Origin of the sequence: Pseudomonas taiwanensis (genome assembly GCF_013393345.1) — a bacterium.
GTDB classification, from domain to species: Bacteria; Pseudomonadota; Gammaproteobacteria; order Pseudomonadales; family Pseudomonadaceae; genus Metapseudomonas; species Metapseudomonas resinovorans_C.
The window spans coordinates 150,022-165,850 of the sequence record NZ_QJRF01000077.1 but is presented as its reverse complement, the minus strand read 5'-3'; the positions used below and the strand labels follow the sequence as shown (position 1 = coordinate 165,850).

The window sequence follows — 15,829 nt, the reverse complement described above, 5'->3', positions numbered from 1 at the left end:
GGCTGATGCCCACCAGCGAGCGCTATCAACTCCTCATACAACAAGAACAAGAGGTCGATGCCATGCAGCTAGCAGGCAGGAACGCGATCGTCACCGGCGGCGCCCGCGGTATAGGCGCCAGTGTGGTGCGTGCCTACGTAGCGGAAGGCGCGCGTGTGGTTTCCCTGGACGTACTGAACGAGCAGGGCAGGGCTCTGGTCGACGAACTGGAGGCCAGCCACCCTGGCCAGTCGCTGTTCCTCCATTGCGATATCGCTGACAAAAGCAAGGTGGACGGGGCCTTCCGCGAAGCGGTTGCCTGGCTGGGCGGGCTCGATGTGCTGGCCAACGTCGCGGCGGTGGAGCGCACTGCGCCGGCCGAGGCCATAGACAAGCCGGACTGGGACCTGATCTTCGACGTCAACGTGCGCGGCACACTGCACACCAATCAGGCGGCCTTTTCTTACTTGAAGGAGCGAGGCGGACGCATCATCAACTTCGGCTCCGCCGCTGGTCTGAGTGGCATGCCCGGCGCCGCCCACTATGCCGCGTCCAAGGGCGCGGTGCTGGCCTGGACCCGCACCTTGGCCCAGGAGTGGGCGCGCTACGCCATCACGGTGAACGCCCTCGCGCCGATGATCTGGACGCCCATGTACGACGCCCACCGGGCCAAAATGAGTGCCGAGGAACTCGCCGCCCACGACCAGATGCTCAGCCGCATCATCCCCCTGGGTGGCAAGCTCGGAGACGCCGAGCGGGACCTGGCGCCAGTAATGGTCTTCCTCGCCGGGGAAGGCTCGCGTTTCATTACCGGCCAGACCCTCTGTGTGGACGGCGGCACTGTGCCGGTCCGCTGAGGGAGGTGAGCGATGCGCGAGTTTGCGAACAAGACCGTCGTCATCACCGGCGCGGCCAGTGGCCTCGGTCTAGCCATGGCGCGCACCTTCCAGCGTGAAGGCATGCGCGTCGTGCTGGGTGATCTGCCCGGACCGGAGTTGGAAGTGGCACGGGATAGCCTGGCAAGGCTGGGCGGCGAGGTGCTGGCCATTCCCGTTGACGTCTCCGATGCCGAATCGGTGGAGGACCTGGCTCGCCAGGTAGATGCCGTGGGCGGGCTGGACATTCTGTGCAATAACGCCGGTATCACCGGCGACCGGCCAAGGAACAGCTGGGAGCACGACCTGGGCAACTGGCGGCGGGTGCTGGACGTCAACCTGATGGGTGTTATCCATGGCCTGCATAGCTTCGTGCCGCGTCTGCTGCGGCAGGGCCGCCCAGCCCACATCGTCAACACCGCCTCCATGGGCGGGCTGATGGCTATTCCCTTCATTGCGCCATATGTGGCGGCCAAGTCGGCCCTTGTGGCGCTGTCTGAATCCCTGGCTCTGGAGCTTGCCAGTGAAGGGACGAGTATCGGGGTCTCGGTGCTCTGCCCGGGTCTGGTCCGTACCGGCCTCACGGGACCGGGTCGCGACCATTCCCTGTCGCGGGCACCTGAACCCTCGGCTGCCGCCTTGGCCTTTCAGCAGGGCACTCAACAGGCGCTGGAAAAAGCAGCGCTGAGCGCCGAGGACGTGGCTGAAGCGCTGCTTGCGGCCATCCGCGAAGATCACTTTTACGTGCTGAGCCACGAAGGTTCCCTGGCGCTGGCAGGACAGCGCTGGCAACGCCTGGTCGGCCAATACCCATCCGGAGTCTGAAACCATGAGCTTTTCCACCCAACTCAACGACAAGGCCCTGCCGGGCTGGTCCGTCGGCCAAATGGACACCGTTAACGACGTGGTGCGCCGGGCAGCGCGGGAGCATGGCGAGCGTCCCTTCCTCGACGTGCAGGGCGATATTTACAGTTTTGCCGACATCCAGCGGGAAAGCTGCCGACTGGCCAACGGCCTGGAAGCCCTGGGTGTGGTCAAGGGCCAGACGGTCGTGACCATTCTCGACAACAACGCCGATGCTGTATTGCTCTGGTTCGCCCTGAACAAGCTGGGCGCCATCAGCGTGCCGGTAAACACAGCCCTCAAGGGCGAATTCCTGCGCCACCAGATTGCCGACGCCACCGCCGAGCTGGTAATTGCCGAAACCGAGTACGCCGAGCGCATTGCCCTGGTAAAGGACCAACTGCCGAACCTCAAGTACATTGCCCACCGTGGTGTCGCGCCTGCAACGGACCTCGGCGGGAAGACTCTGGTCTCCCTTGAGGCGCTGCGCAGTGAAGACAACAGCGACCCCAAGGTCGAGGTGCTACCCAGTGACCTGACTATGCTCATCTATACCGGCGGCACCACTGGCCCATCCAAGGGCTGCATGATCAGCCACAACAATGCCTGCAACGAGGCGCGGCAGATCATTGAAGCCCACGGACGCACGCCTGAGTCCATCACCTGGACGCCACTGCCCTTGTTCCACCTCAATGCGACGGTCACGACCGTCTTGTGCAACCTGATGATCGGTGCCCGCTCCGTGATCTATCCGAGATTTTCGGTTTCCGGGTTCTGGCCGGATATCGAGCGCAGTGGCGCCAACGAAGCCAACTTGCTGGCTTCCATGGGCCCTCTGTTGGCTGACGCTCCGGACAACGAGGCCATGAAGCGCTGTTACGGCAAGCTCAACAAGGTCTATTCGGCGCCTTTCCCCCCGGAGCTGCAGTCTCGCTGGCGCGAACGCTTTGGCGTACGTCACACGGTAGGCGGGGCCGGTTTCGGCCTCACCGAGTGCGCCATCGTCACCATGCTGCCCTTCGGCCAGCCGGACAAACCCAACTGCGCCGGGCGTCGCTGCGACTCGTTTGATATCCGGGTGGTCGATGATTTTGACGTCGAGCTGCCCTATGGCACGCCCGGTGAGCTGATCGTGCGACCACTCAAGCCCCACGTGATGTTCGAGGGCTACTGGAACCGCCCGGCCGACACTCTCAAGGTGATGCGCAACATGTGGTTCCACACAGGCGACATCGGGAAGATGGACGAGGATGGTTTTTTCTTCTTCCTCGACCGCAAGAAGGACTACATGCGTCGCGGCGGCGAGAACATCTCCGGCTTCGAGATGGAGCGCAGTTTCATCGCCCATCCGGAGATCGAGGAAGTGGCGGTCCATGCGGTGTTCTCCGAACTGTCGGAGGACGACGTGAAGGTAACCGCCGTGCTGCGTGAGGGCAGCACGCTCAGCGAAGAGGATCTATGTCGCTGGGCTATCGATCGCGTGCCGTACTACGCGGTACCGCGATTCATCGAGTTCCGCACCAGCCTGCCGCGCAGCCCGGTAGGGCGCATCCTCAAGTACCAGCTGCGCGATGACGGGGTTACCCCGCAGACCTGGGACAGGGTAAAGGCAAACCTGACCTTCGCCAAACGCTGACCCTCTGCAGTGCGACGACACCTATCAGGTGTGACTTCTGATGGGGTCGTCGCACTCACCATCGAGTGCACTTGCTGAGCGACATGGATGGCAATAAATAAAAGAGTGTCATTTATTGATTTCGCGGGTATAGAATCCGGCTAAAACAACTACAAGGCTGAGCGGGGTATCCACGCATGAGTTCCCAGCACCATTCCGGTCCTTCCCTGGCGATTGACCTCACCGAGTTTCGCCAGGGTTGGCGCATCCTCATCCTGGCACTGCTGGGTATTGGCACCTCGGTGGGGGTCGCTCCACTGTATTCCTTCGGTACCCTGGTACTGCCCATGCAGGAGGCTTTCGGCTGGTCTCGCGAGCAGATTCAGCCCGCCATCGCCTTTCTCTTTGCTTTTACCATCGTCGCAGTGCAAATCAGTGGCTGGCTGATCCGCCGCTATGGCCTGCGTCCGGTGGCAATCTCCTCGCTGGTTGCCCTGGCCCTCGGCTACTTCGCCATCAGCCTGATGACCGGCCCGATCTGGCAACTCTATGCCGGCTACTCCCTGCTGGCGTTTGTTGGCATGGGAACTACCATGGTGACCTGGACACAGCTGGTGAACCTCTGGTTCGACCGCAACCGCGGTTTGGCCCTGGCCATCATCCTCAGTGGTACGGGGCTGGCCGCTCTGGTGCTGCCGCCGGTGCTGAGCTGGGTAATTGCCCAGTCCGACTGGCGTGCCGGATTCTGGGTGCTGGGTGCCATGCCGCTGCTGATCACCTGGCCGCTTTCGTTACTGTGGATGCGTAGCGACAGCCCGATCACCCGCGCCGTCGCCGAGCCCGGCACGGCTCCCCGACTACCAGGCATGTCCCTGCGCCAGGCGGCGCTGTCGCCACGGTTCTGGCTGTGCAACGTGGCACTGGTGCTTTCGGTGACCTCGATGATCGGCATGGTCACCAGCACCGTTCCCATGTTGCGCGACAAGGGGCTGTCAGCCACCGACGCGGGGCTGGCATTCAGTGTCTATGGCATCTCCCTGATTCTCGGTCGCGTGGTGGTGGGTTACTTGGTGGACCGCCTCTGGGCACCGGGGGTTGCCTTCGTGGTGCTGGTGATGCCCGCCTTTGGCTGCCTGATGTTCGCCGGAGCGGATACCCACATGACCAGCCTGATGCTGGCCTCGGTCCTGGTAGGTGTTGGTGCGGGGGCGGAGATGGATATCGCCGCATTTCTCATGGCGCGTTACTTCGGTATGCGTGACTACAGTCGCATCTTCAGTTTGCACATGGGCTTCATTGGTCTGGGGGCTACGCTGGCACCACTCTATTTCGCCTATCTCTACGCCCAGACCGGATCCTATTCCGGCTTGTTAACCCACTGCGTCATTACCTTCGCTTTGGGTTCCGTGCTGATCCTCACGCTGGGACGCTACCCGAAATTCGACCAATCAGAACCGGATCAGCAGGCTGTCGAACAGTCGGGCGACGATATGCCGGGCCTGTCTCGCAGCCAAGCGTGAGGAGTACTGAAATGAGCGGCAGAAACGCCCAGGAAGTCAGCGCCTACGTGGCGAGTGTTCCGCCCCTGCAGGGCATGGACCCCTTGCTGACCCACCTTGAGATCTATGGCACGCCGGAGTTCGACGAGGAGGGTGCCACCCTGCGCCTGCGCCTCAAGGATCATCACATGAACGGCGGGGCCTCCGCCCACGGCGGATTGATGATGACCCTGATGGATGCCGTGCTGGCCTGCTGCACGCTGGGTCACGGGAGCGGCCGCAGCTGCGTCACTGTGGAGCTCAAGACCAACTTCATGCGCCCTGGCGGCGGTGTTGGCGGTCTGCTGGTTGCTCGGGGCTTCCTGCGCTCCAGCGGTAAGTCCCTGGCGTTCTGCGATGGTGAGGTGCGCAATGAGGCAGGTGAACTGCTTGCCACGGCTTCGGGCACCTTCAAGTACGTAAATCGCAAGACGCCGGCGGCCTAGCCGGCGAACAGACCTTGCGGGTCCAGCTGCTTGCGGAGCGCCCGCATGTCCTCTGCTTCCGGCAGCTGACTGAGACCGGGCGCGCAACCATCCGGCGTGAAGCAGATCGCCCTGCCACCCAGTGCCTGGGCGTGGCGCTCAATCACCAGTGTCGGCTCGGCACTCTTCAGCCAGCGCTGGGCTCCTCCCCAATCCAGTAGCACCGCCCCCGGCAGCTTCCGTTGTGGCGCATCTGCACCCACTTGGATGCACCAGAGCGGGCGCGGGTCGCGGAAGAAACCTAGGCGCTGCTCGCGCAGATCGTCCCACAGGCTGGAGCTGGTTTCGTCGCCTCCGATCAGGCTCCTTGCCCGTTGCACGGCTTCCGGGGTGCCCTCCAGGCGCAGGTAAAGCGCATCGCCAGTGTGGCATCCGCCGCTGAGCGGGGAGGGATAGCGCATCCAGGTCCGGAACTTGCGTAGCGCCAAGGACTGGCTGATTTCCAGACGAAGACTGAGCGTCCGACGAGGCTTTTGTCGCACTAGCAGACATACCTCGGAGATCAAGCCCAGGCGGCCCAGGCTGCCGGCCACCAGCCGGCTTGGAATACCTTCCCCGCCAAAGTGGCGCAACTGGCCATCCCCATCGATCAGGCTACCCCCCAGGACGTGCTCCGCCACACCCCCGGCCCAGGGGCGACGAGGGCCTGCCAGGCCAGTGGCGACCATGCCACCGACTGTGGCGTCTGCTGAGAAGGCCGGAGGCTCAAAGGCGAGCATCAACTCGTATTCATCCAGCGTAGCGTTGAGTGCTCGCAATGAGGTGCCAGCCCGAGAGCGAATCCAGAACTGTGCGGGATCGAGTTCGAGGATGCCCTTGTGATTGCGACTGTCCAGAGATTCTCCGAACTTGCTCAGGCCAAGAAAGCCTTTGCTATCAGCCCCCCTGATTCGCAACCTGGCATTCCTGGCCTTGGCGGAACAAATGGTTTCGATCAGCTGCGTGCTGGCGTCATGGGCCTTCATCACTGTCCTGGCTTTCTAATAATTGACTATGTGTCAGTTTATTGGTTAGTTTCGATGCCATCAACAAGGGCACGAGAGCCAGTTTTCGGAGTACATATTTCATGACGGCAGCAGCGGCGGTAAGGCCAAGAAACTGGAGTCAGGAGCGCCTAGCGGAACTGTTCGTGCTGGAGCAGGAGGCTCCCGGGTCATTCCTCGCCAGCACTCACGACACCAACCTCAATGGCCGGGTATTTGGTGGCCAACTGCTGGGACAGGCCTTGGCCGTAGCCCAGCGCTACAGCCCGGAGCTGATGCCAGCGACACTGCATTGTCTGTTTCTCCAGGGTGCGCGCACCGACCAGCCGCTGCACTATCGGGTGACGCCCCTGCAGCAAGGAAAACGTTTCACCAGTCTGCATGTAACCGGTCAGCAGGGCGAACGCCGGATAGTGGATGCGCAGGTCACGTTGCAGGCGCCGATCAGCGGATTCTTCCATATGGAAACCGCCACCGAACTGCCCGGGCCGGAGCAACTGCTGTCGCTGGATGTCGTCGAGGACGGCCATTGGGCGCGCTTTGTCAGACCGTTCGTGGAGCTGCGCATCGTCGAGCCGCAAAACTACCTACGCCAATGTGCCGAAGCGCCAGCCATCGCCTACTGGCTGAAGTTGCGCGAGAGTCTGCCGTCGTCGCCCGCTCTGCATGCTCAAGCCTTGGCCTATCTCAGCGACTACTGGATCAACTCGGCTGCCATCAGCTACCACGTGCCCATCGAGAGAGCGCGGGAGCGGCTGTTCGTGTCCAGCCTCAACCATTCCCTTTGGTTCCACCGTCCTGTTGTCGCCGATGACTGGCTGTTGTTCGTGTGTGAGAGCCCAAGCATGCAGCGTGGGCGTGGTCTTACCCAGGCGCGCGTATTTGACCAGTCGCGGAATCTGGTGGCATCCATTGCCCAGGACTGTCTGGTTGGGGAGCGGGAGTAGGGCAGGTCTATCTGAACGGGCTGCGCCTCTCTCGCCGAGAAAGGCGCAGTCACGCGGAAAATGCAGGGCTTAGAACGCTACAGTCCTGCTTCCGTCTGCTCTTCCTGGGGCAATGGATGGTGGTCGCGCAGGAAGTCGATGATCGCGGAGTTGAAGTGATCGTTCTTGTCGCCAGCGACCATGTGCCCGGCGCCTTCGATATCGACGAAAGCCAGGTGCGGCAGCATGCTGCGCAGTTCTTCCACACCTTCCGGGCTGACCACATCGCTCTGGCGGCCGCGCACCAGCAGGGTGGGAACCCTGACTGCTGGAGCTGCCGCCTTCATCGTCTGGCTGATACGCGCGACCTTGTCTTGGTGGTCACCGGAGATGAAGCACGGATCCCAATGCCAGTACCATCGGCCGTTGTCGCGCTGGCGCAGGTTCCTGGCGAGGCCGCTTAGGTCGCGCGGGGCAGGGCGGTTGGGGTTGTAGGCACCCACGGCTTCAGCTGCCTGTTCCAAAGAGGCGAAACCCTCCGGGTGCTGGGTCATGAAGCCGACGATGTGCTCGATACCCTGGGGCTCCAGGCGCGGCGTGACGTCCACCAACACCAGAGCTTTTGCAATCTCGGGATACCGACCACAAGCCACCAGCGAATGGGTGCCGCCCATGGAGGCGCCGACCAAGGCCGGGCGACCGCCCAGTGCCTTGATCACCGCCAGAAGGTCGGCGACCTGGGCTTCCAGGCTGTAGTCGCCATCCGCGGCCCAGTCAGATTCGCCGTGGCCGCGGGCATCCACCGACACTACGCGATAGCCCTTGTCAGCCAGCACCTGGTGGGCACGCGCCCAGGAGTGGCGGGTTTGCCCGCCACCGTGGAGGAGGATTACCGTTGGCGCATCTTCTGCACCGGAAAGGTCCGCCGCCAGGCGATTTCCATGGGCACCCTTGAGCCAGGTCTGCACTTTCATCGCTTCCGTCTTCTCAGCGCTTTGCAAGCTTGAAGCCGGCTTTCTCACGATCCCAGGTTCCGGAGGTGACACCTTCGTCACGCAGTTGGAACTTGTAGACGCGACCCAGCGGGCTCTTCGGTAAGGCGCTACGGAACTCGATATAGCGAGGCACCGCATAGTAGGGCATCTGGTCGGCCGCCCAGTGGCACAGGTCCACTTCGTTCAGCACCGTGTCCGGCTTGAGGGTGATGGTCACCTTCAGTTCGTCCTCGCCCAGATCGGACAGCACCGCATGGGCGGCCACTTCGTCCACGGCGGGGTGCTGGAGGAAGGCGCTTTCCACCTCGAAGCTGGAGATGTTCTCGCCGCGACGGCGCAGGTAGTCCTTCTTGCGGTCGAGGAAATAGAAGTAGTCGTCCTCGTCGAACATGCCGATGTCGCCCGTGTGGAACCACATGTTGCGCATGACTTTGAGGGTGTCCTCGGGGCGGCGCCAGTAGCCTTCGAACATCACGTGCGGCTTGCGCGGGCGGACGATGATTTCGCCGGGGGTGTTGGGCGGGAGTTCGACATCGTTGTCATCGACGATACGCACGTCGAAGTACTCGGTGTTGCGTTTGCCGGAGCTGTTTGGACGCATCGGCGTGCCAAAGGGCAGGATGGTCGGCAGCGAGCATTCGCTGAGGCCGAAGCCTCCGCAGATGGTGTGGGCGACGCCGAAGCGCTTCTTCCACTGGTCCTGCACGGATACCGGGAAGGGCGCGCCCCAGACTGCTTTGAGCTGGCCGAAACAGCGCTTCATCGAGTCGTTGTCCGGCGCGCCGGCCAGCATCGGCATCATCGAGGCCAGCAGTTGCACATCATTGGCACCGGTACGTTCGATCTCCGGCCAGAAGTTGGAAACCGAGAAGCGGGTATAAAGTGCAACCTGGGCGCCGACCATCATGTTCGACAGCACGGTGGTGGCCACAGCATTGAAGTGGAACAGCGGAAGCGGAGACCAGGTAATGGTGTCTTCCTGGCGGTTGGTGATCACCAACATCTGCCGGGCCAGGCTGCACGCATAGTTGTGGCTGATCATGCAGCCTTTGGATGGGCCAGTAGTGCCGCCGGTATAGATGAGCATGGCCAGGTCGCCTGGCTGCACGTCAACGTTGGGCTCACTGGAATCGTCGCTGAGGATGCTGGTCCAGGGCAGCAACTGCTTGTCGAACACCAGGTCAGGCACGGCTCCACGGTAGACCAGGGTTTCCAGCTTTGGCAGCTTGCTGGCGATGCTCGCGACGCGCTCGGCGTAATCACTCTCGGCGATCACCAGTATGGAGTCGGCATCCGAAATCTGGTGGCGGAGGAACTCACCTTTGAGGGCGGTGTTGACCGGTACGCTTACCGCACCGAGTTTGTTGATGGCGAACCAGATGCACACGGCATCGGCGGAGTTGTCGAGGATGGTGACCACGGTCTGGCCCTTGCTCACCCCCAGGGCGCGCAGGCCATTGGCCAGTCGGCAGGCAGTCCGGTTGAGATCAGCGAAACTGTAGGTCTCGCCGAGAACGTCGAGAAACTTGCGTTCACCGTACTTTTGAGTGGAGCGTTGCAGCACGGCGTTGATGGTATCGACCTGATCAGTGCTCCAGCCGGGTTCGCGTGTTGACATATATCTGGACCTCAATGTTGTTTTTGTAGGCGCCCCTCGTCGAGCCTGGATCGAGAGGCAGTCCCGCTACCATGGCCTACAGTCAAGTTTCTTCAGCGTCGGCCGCTGTGAGCGGTGGTAGGCAAAAAACTGACTGTTTGACATTTTTTAGAGTCTGCCGCAGTCTGGATGGGGGGTCAATACTCTCTCGAAGAGTCCCCGGAACCCGCCTGAAACCCGATAACAAGCAAAGAGGAAGCTCCATGGCGTCGGCTCTGGAACGAACAGCGATCATTTCCGGCATCGGCCAGTCGGCCGTGGGGCGCAGGCTGGGGCGCACTGGTTTGGATCTTACTCTCGAAGCCGTGCTTGCGGCGTTGGCAGACGCCGGTCTGGATCGGAGCCAGATAGACGGTGTGGCCAGCTGGCCGGGTTATCGCGCCGATATGCCGGCCTTCTCGCCGGTGTCCATCGGCCAGGTGAAGGAAGCCCTCGGCCTGGAGCTGAACTGGTACTGCGCCGGCAACGAAGCCACCCAGATGAGCGCTCTGATCAATGCCTGCATGGCTGTGGCGTCGGGCCAGGCGCGCCATGTGCTGTGCTTCCGCACAGTGAACGAATCCAGTGCGCTCGCCCAGGGCGTACGTTCCAGCACGGTGGGCGGGTCGGCAGCGCGGGTTTCAGGCTTCGCCGAGTTCCTGGTGCCATTCCAGGCCGCCTCTGCAGCCAACTGGGTGGCGCTTGCCGCCAGCCGCTATTTCCATGAGTTCGGCACCCGCCGTGAGCAATTGGCGGCCATCGCCCTGAATGCCCGACGCAACGCGATGCTCAACCCCAAGGCCGTCTACCGCGACCCTCTCAGCCTTGACCAGTACATGGCCGCGCGAATGATCTCGACGCCGCTGTGCCTGTTCGACTGCGATGTCCCGGTGGACGGTTCCACCGTGCTTATCATTTCGCACCGCGATACTGCGCCGGACCTGCGCAGCAAGCCGGTGTTCGTCGAATCCATCTGCGGCCCGTTCAGCGGTCGCGATGCCTGGGATCAGATGGACGACCTCACTCGCTACAGTGCCGAAGCCTGCGGTAAACGCCTATGGAGTCGTACTGACTACAAACCGGCCGACGTCAACCTGGCTGAACTCTACGATGGTTTCAGTTTTCTCTCCCTGCTCTGGCTCGAAGGGCTGGGCTTCTGCGGTCGGGGTGAAGCAGCGGACTTCGTCGAAGGCGGCCAGCGCATCGCCCTCGACGGCGAACTGCCCCTGGCTACCCATGGCGGTCAGCTTTCCGCCGGGCGTCTGCATGGCCTCGGCCATGTGCACGAGGCCGTAGTGCAGCTACGCGGAGAGGGCGAGGCGCGTCAGGTTCCGGGCAATCCGAAACTGGCCGTGGCCAGCAATGGCGGCGGTCCACTGGCTGGCGCAGTCCTGCTGTCGCGCGAGTGATTCCCGACCGGTGTCCCGCCCCATGATCGGGGCGTGAGTACCAGGTGCGTGCGAGATAACGATAAGAACAACAATCTCAAGGAGACGGACATGAGAGTCCTGGTCGCCGCATTGTCATTATTCTGTCTGCAAGCCCAGTCATTCGCTGCGGAACCTCTGGTGATCGGCCTCAGCTACCCCAGTACCGGAAGTTACAAGTGGGAGGGGCTGTCGCAGAAGCGCGGGGCACTGATGGCGGTGGAGGAGATCAATCGAGACGGCGGCGTTCTGGGCCGGCCGCTCAAACTGGTGAGCCGAAACAGCGGCGCCATGCCCGATCGGGCGGCGCAGAATGTCGAGCGCCTGGCGGCCGACGGCGCCGTGATGCTAATGGGTGGCGCATCCAGTGACGAGGTCATAGCCGCCGGCGAACGCGCCCGGCAATTGCGCTTGCCTTACTTCGTGCCCACCGCCTACGCCAATCGGGTGACTGGTCGCGCCGGCCACGCCTTCTTGTTCCGAGAGGGTGCTAGTGCCCGGATGGCCAACAACCTGCTGATGGAGTACCTGGAGACCACGCTGCCGGGCAAGCGCTACTTCATCATCACCAGCGACGACGTCATCCCCAATGGTAGGAGCGGCAGCCTAAGCGAGGCCTCGCGCAGTCGCGACCTGTCCAGCCAGCGACACTACCGCGATGCGCTCAAGCAGGCGGCGCAGAGCGAGGCCGACGTGCTGATCCTGATGCTCTACGGTACGGACGTGGTGAATGCCATGCGCTTGGTCGACAACCTGGGGCTCAAGGAACGCATGCTGGTGGTCGTGCCCAACCTCAATCAGGACGTGGTCGACCAGGCCGGGCCTGCGCTGATGAGCGGCGTGATCGGCACCGATACCTGGACCTGGCGGGTTCCTGAGCGCGAGGCAAACCCGCGTGGCAAGCGTTTCGTTGTCGACTACAGCGGCCGCTACCAGAGCTACCCGTCCAGCGCCGCCGCGTCGGCCTACGGCATTGTCCGGCAGTGGGCCGAGGCTGTGACGCGCGCCGGTACGGCAGAGTCTTCGGCCGTGGTCGCGGCACTGGAAGACCACAGTTATCGCTTGCTCAAGGACGAGCAGAAATGGCGCGCACTGGATCACCAGAACCTGCAGGGCATGTATGTGGTCAGGGTCAAGCCGAGGGCAGAGGTTCTCAAGGACGAACTGAAACAGGATTACTTCGAAATCCTGTACTGGATGGAAGGCGAGGTGGCTGCTCCAACGGTCAAGGAAGTCCTCTGGGAACGCAGTCCGGAGGGGCCGGAGTGATTTGATGTCGCGCTCCGTGGAAAGGCAGTGGCAAAGGCTGAGAACTGATGTTATGTTACTTTCTGGTAACGTAAAACAACAACAATCAGGTGCCTTCCATGCAAGAGCAATATGACTACGTCATCGTGGGGGCGGGGTCGTCTGGCTGTGTACTGGCCAACCGGCTATCCGCAGATCCGTCGGTATCCGTCCTGCTGCTGGAAAGTGGTCCGGACGACGGCAGCCCGCTGATCATGATGCCGCGAGGCATCGGCAAGCTGCTGGCGCCGGGCAATCCCCACGTTTGGGACTACCAGGTCTCCCGCGGCAATGGCCTGCCCGGCGAACTCTGGCTCAAGGGTCGCGCCATCGGTGGCTCCAGTTCCATCAACGGTATGGTCTACGTCCGCGGCGCGCCGGCCGACTACGACGCCTGGGAAACGGCCGGCTGCACTGGTTGGGGCTGGAAGGACATGGCCCGTCAGTTCGTCGCCCTGGAAGACCACCAGCTCGGAGCTTCGGAGGCGCGCGGCGCCGGCGGCCCACTCAAAGTTTCCATCCATCCCTCGGGCTCGCCGCTCTGCGAGGCGGTGATCCAGGCCGCCGAACAGAACGGTGTGCAGCGGGTGGAGGACACCAACCACGTGGCCACGGTGGAGCAGGGTGCCTTCGGCTACCAGCCGCAGACCACCTGGCAGGGCAAGCGCTTCAGCGCGGCTCGGGCTTTTCTCCACCCCATCCGCAATCGCCCCAACCTGCGCATCCTCACTGGCACCGAGGTTCTGCGGATCAACTTCAGCGAGCGACGCGCTGTCAGTCTGCTGGTCCGCGACAAGCGCGGCGAGCGGCAGGTCGGAATCCGTCGTGAAGTGATTCTCAGCGCCGGCGCCATCCAGTCGCCCAAGCTGCTGCAACTCTCGGGCGTCGGTCCGGCCGCGCTGTTGGTCGAGCACGGTATCCCGCTGGTCAGCGACTCGCCGAACGTGGGTCGCAACCTGCGTGAGCACGTCTGCCTGGCCATGCAGTACCGGGTCACCGGCGGCAGCCTGAACAATTGCTTCCGCGGTCTGGGTCTGCTGGGTTCGCTGTGGAAGTATTACGTCCACTCCAGCGGTCCGCTCACTCACGCCGCCCACGAGGCCGGCGGGTTCATCAAGACCCGACCGGAGCTGGACCGAGCTGATGCACAGATTGGTGTCAGCCTGCACTCGCTGGCACAGGAGGGGGAGACCGTGGTGCCGGAGAAGCAGCCAGGCCTGACCTTCTACTGCTACTTCATGCGCCCGGAAAGCCAGGGCCAGTTGAGCATTCGCTCCTCCGATCCGGATGTGCCTCCGGCCATAGACGCCAACTACCTCGCTTCCGAGGTCGACCAGGCCGCTGCCATTGCCCTGGTGCGCTGGGTGCGCCAGCTTTGCGCCCAGCCGGCGCTGGCTCCGTATATCGTCAGCGAGGAGGTTCCCGGCAAGGCCGCACAGAGCGACGAGGAAGTCCTCGCCGCCGCCCACGCCATCGGACAGACCGCCTACCACGTGTCCGGCACCTGCCGAATGGGCGGGGATACTGCTTCCGTGCTTGACCCCGAACTTCGTGTGCGGGGTGTCAGCGGTGTGCGTGTGGTGGACACCTCCATCATGCCGACTCTGGTCTCCGGTAATACCAACGCCCCAGCCATGGCCATCGCTCTACGCGCGGCAGAACTCATCCTGGCGGGCGCAACCCGCCGCCAGTCAGACGCGCTCCATCGTCAACTGGACCTCCACGAACTCGAGGGTCAACAGCAATGAATGTTCCGTACACCGATATCAAGTCCTTCCTCATCGACGGCGAATGGGTCCTGCCGACTCAGGGGTACGAGCCCATCCTCAATCCGGCCACCGAAGAAGTCATCGGCGAGGCACCGCTAGCTGGCCGTACTGAAGTGGAAATGGTACTTGCGGCGGCGCGCGAGGCCTTCGACCAGGGACCCTGGCCGGGCCTGCCGATGGCCGAGCGGATCGCCGCCGTCAAACGCCTGCGCGCTGCCATCCTGGCGCGCGAGGTACGCATCAAGTCCTTGTTGATCGCCGAGGTCGGCGCGGCCCAACTACTGCTCAACAGCGCCCAGTTCAATGGCGCCATCGAAGCCATCGACTACGCCATCAGCCTGGCCGAGAAGCTCGAGCCCCACGGCACGTCCATCGAGCTAAAACCCAACCCCTTTGACCCGGCGGGCGGCGAGATACTGGCCGCCGGTATGGTGGTGTATGAGCCCTACGGCGTGGTGGTGGGCATCACGCCATACAACTATCCCTTCCTGCTCAACGTGGTGAAGGCGGTGCCGGCATTGCTGACGGGCAATACCGTGGTAATCAAGCCTTCTCAGTTCACTCCCTTCTCCGGGCTGCTGCTGGGCGAAGTGATAGTCGAGGCCGGACTGCCCCGTGGCGTGCTCAGTGTGATCAACGGCGGGCCTGAGGTGGGCGCCATGCTCACCGAAGATCCGCGAGTCGATCTGGTGACCTTCACCGGCTCGGACAAGGTTGGGCAGGCGATCCTCCGCCAGTCCGCCGGCACCCTGAAGAAGGTTCACCTGGAACTTGGGGGCAAGTCGGCATTGATCGTCCGGCAGGACGCCGATTTGCTCAAGGCCGCGGCCACCGCTGCCTTCAGTATGTCCTTGCATGCGGGGCAGGGCTGCGCGCTGCTGACCCGCTATCTGGTGCACAACTCGATCCGGCCAGCCTTTGTCGAGACGGTCAAGGCGGTTCTGGGTCAGTTCAAGTTGGGTAACCCGGCTGACCCCAGCGTGGTGGTGGGGCCGCTGATCCGCGAAAGCGCGCGGCATAAGACCGAGCAGTTCGTGCAGATGGGGCTGGACGCTGGGGCCTGCCTAGTGGCTGGTGGCAGGCGCCCGGCTTACCTGCAGCGTGGTTTCTTCCACGAGCCGACTCTGTTCAACAACGTCGACAACAGCTCGACACTGGCCCAGGAGGAAGTGTTCGGTCCAATCGGTGTCGTGATCGGGTTTGACAGCGACGATGAAGCTATCCGCTTGGCCAACGACTCGAAGTTCGGCCTGAGCGGCGCGGTGATGTCCGCCGACCGTGCTACCGCGTACCGCATGGCACTCAAGCTGCGTACTGGTGGCGTTTCCATCAATGGAGGCACTGGAGACTTCTTCGTCAAGGCGCCCTTCGGTGGCTTCAAGCATTCAGGCATCGGCCGGGAGCTGGGCAAGGACTGGCTCAAAGAGTTTCTGCTGGAGAAGTCCATCACCTATCCCATCGGCTGATACGA

At 62.8% G+C, this 15,829-nt stretch carries 13 protein-coding genes; 10 read left to right on the top strand and 3 right to left on the bottom strand.

The genetic code is table 11. The features are described 5' to 3' along the window. The first annotated feature begins 5 nt into the window (after nucleotides 1-5). The 5 genes from DM872_RS29340 to DM872_RS29320 all read left to right on the top strand — a co-directional run bounded on the left by DM872_RS29340 (nucleotide 6) and on the right by DM872_RS29320 (nucleotide 5,296). Complete coding sequence (locus tag DM872_RS29340) at nucleotides 6-836, top strand: SDR family NAD(P)-dependent oxidoreductase (RefSeq protein ID WP_256873501.1); 831 nt, start codon at nucleotides 6-8, stop codon at nucleotides 834-836. 12 nt (nucleotides 837-848) lie between these two features. Further along, nucleotides 849-1,679 (top strand): SDR family NAD(P)-dependent oxidoreductase, encoded by an 831-nt coding sequence (locus DM872_RS29335; RefSeq protein ID WP_179062676.1) that lies wholly within the window; start codon nucleotides 849-851, stop codon nucleotides 1,677-1,679. Between the two features lie 4 nt (nucleotides 1,680-1,683). Then, entirely contained in the window at nucleotides 1,684-3,333 is a 1,650-nt protein-coding gene (locus DM872_RS29330; RefSeq protein ID WP_179062675.1) for an AMP-binding protein, read from the top strand. Nucleotides 3,334-3,509: 176 nt separating this feature from the next. Continuing rightward, nucleotides 3,510-4,832: an MFS transporter gene (locus DM872_RS29325; protein ID WP_179062674.1), complete on the top strand. Its 1,323-nt coding sequence runs from the start codon at nucleotides 3,510-3,512 to the stop codon at nucleotides 4,830-4,832. Between the two features lie 11 nt (nucleotides 4,833-4,843). Beyond that, nucleotides 4,844-5,296: a PaaI family thioesterase gene (locus DM872_RS29320; protein ID WP_179062673.1), complete on the top strand. Its 453-nt coding sequence runs from the start codon at nucleotides 4,844-4,846 to the stop codon at nucleotides 5,294-5,296. Here DM872_RS29320 and glcE read toward each other — a convergent pair. Then, nucleotides 5,293-6,300: a glycolate oxidase subunit GlcE gene (gene glcE / locus DM872_RS29315; RefSeq protein ID WP_179062672.1), complete on the bottom strand. Its 1,008-nt coding sequence runs from the start codon at nucleotides 6,298-6,300 to the stop codon at nucleotides 5,293-5,295. The genes DM872_RS29320 and glcE overlap by 4 nt on opposite strands. Before the next feature lie 101 nt (nucleotides 6,301-6,401). On the opposite strand from glcE, the gene DM872_RS29310 reads away from it, so the two are divergent. Next, nucleotides 6,402-7,265 (top strand): acyl-CoA thioesterase, encoded by an 864-nt coding sequence (locus tag DM872_RS29310; RefSeq protein WP_179062671.1) that lies wholly within the window; start codon nucleotides 6,402-6,404, stop codon nucleotides 7,263-7,265. 77 nt (nucleotides 7,266-7,342) lie between these two features. Here DM872_RS29310 and DM872_RS29305 read toward each other — a convergent pair whose 3' ends face one another. Both DM872_RS29305 and DM872_RS29300 read right to left on the bottom strand, forming a co-directional pair. Continuing rightward, nucleotides 7,343-8,218: an alpha/beta fold hydrolase gene (locus DM872_RS29305; protein WP_179062670.1), complete on the bottom strand. Its 876-nt coding sequence runs from the start codon at nucleotides 8,216-8,218 to the stop codon at nucleotides 7,343-7,345. Nucleotides 8,219-8,231: 13 nt separating this feature from the next. Continuing rightward, complete coding sequence (locus DM872_RS29300) at nucleotides 8,232-9,857, bottom strand: AMP-binding protein (RefSeq protein ID WP_179062669.1); 1,626 nt, start codon at nucleotides 9,855-9,857, stop codon at nucleotides 8,232-8,234. Between the two features lie 242 nt (nucleotides 9,858-10,099). On the opposite strand from DM872_RS29300, the gene DM872_RS29295 reads away from it, so the two are divergent. The 4 genes from DM872_RS29295 to DM872_RS29280 all read left to right on the top strand — a co-directional run bounded on the left by DM872_RS29295 (nucleotide 10,100) and on the right by DM872_RS29280 (nucleotide 15,824). Beyond that, entirely contained in the window at nucleotides 10,100-11,284 is a 1,185-nt protein-coding gene (locus DM872_RS29295; RefSeq protein ID WP_179062668.1) for a thiolase family protein, read from the top strand. A 90-nt stretch (nucleotides 11,285-11,374) separates the two neighbouring features. After that, a complete protein-coding gene (locus tag DM872_RS29290; protein ID WP_179062667.1) occupies nucleotides 11,375-12,571 on the top strand; it encodes an ABC transporter substrate-binding protein in 1,197 nt (398 codons plus the stop codon). 98 nt (nucleotides 12,572-12,669) lie between these two features. Beyond that, entirely contained in the window at nucleotides 12,670-14,337 is a 1,668-nt protein-coding gene (locus tag DM872_RS29285) for a GMC family oxidoreductase (protein WP_179062666.1), read from the top strand. After that, nucleotides 14,334-15,824 (top strand): aldehyde dehydrogenase family protein, encoded by a 1,491-nt coding sequence (locus tag DM872_RS29280; protein WP_179062665.1) that lies wholly within the window; start codon nucleotides 14,334-14,336, stop codon nucleotides 15,822-15,824. The genes DM872_RS29285 and DM872_RS29280 overlap by 4 nt, the downstream gene beginning before the upstream one ends. Nucleotides 15,825-15,829 lie beyond the last annotated feature (5 nt).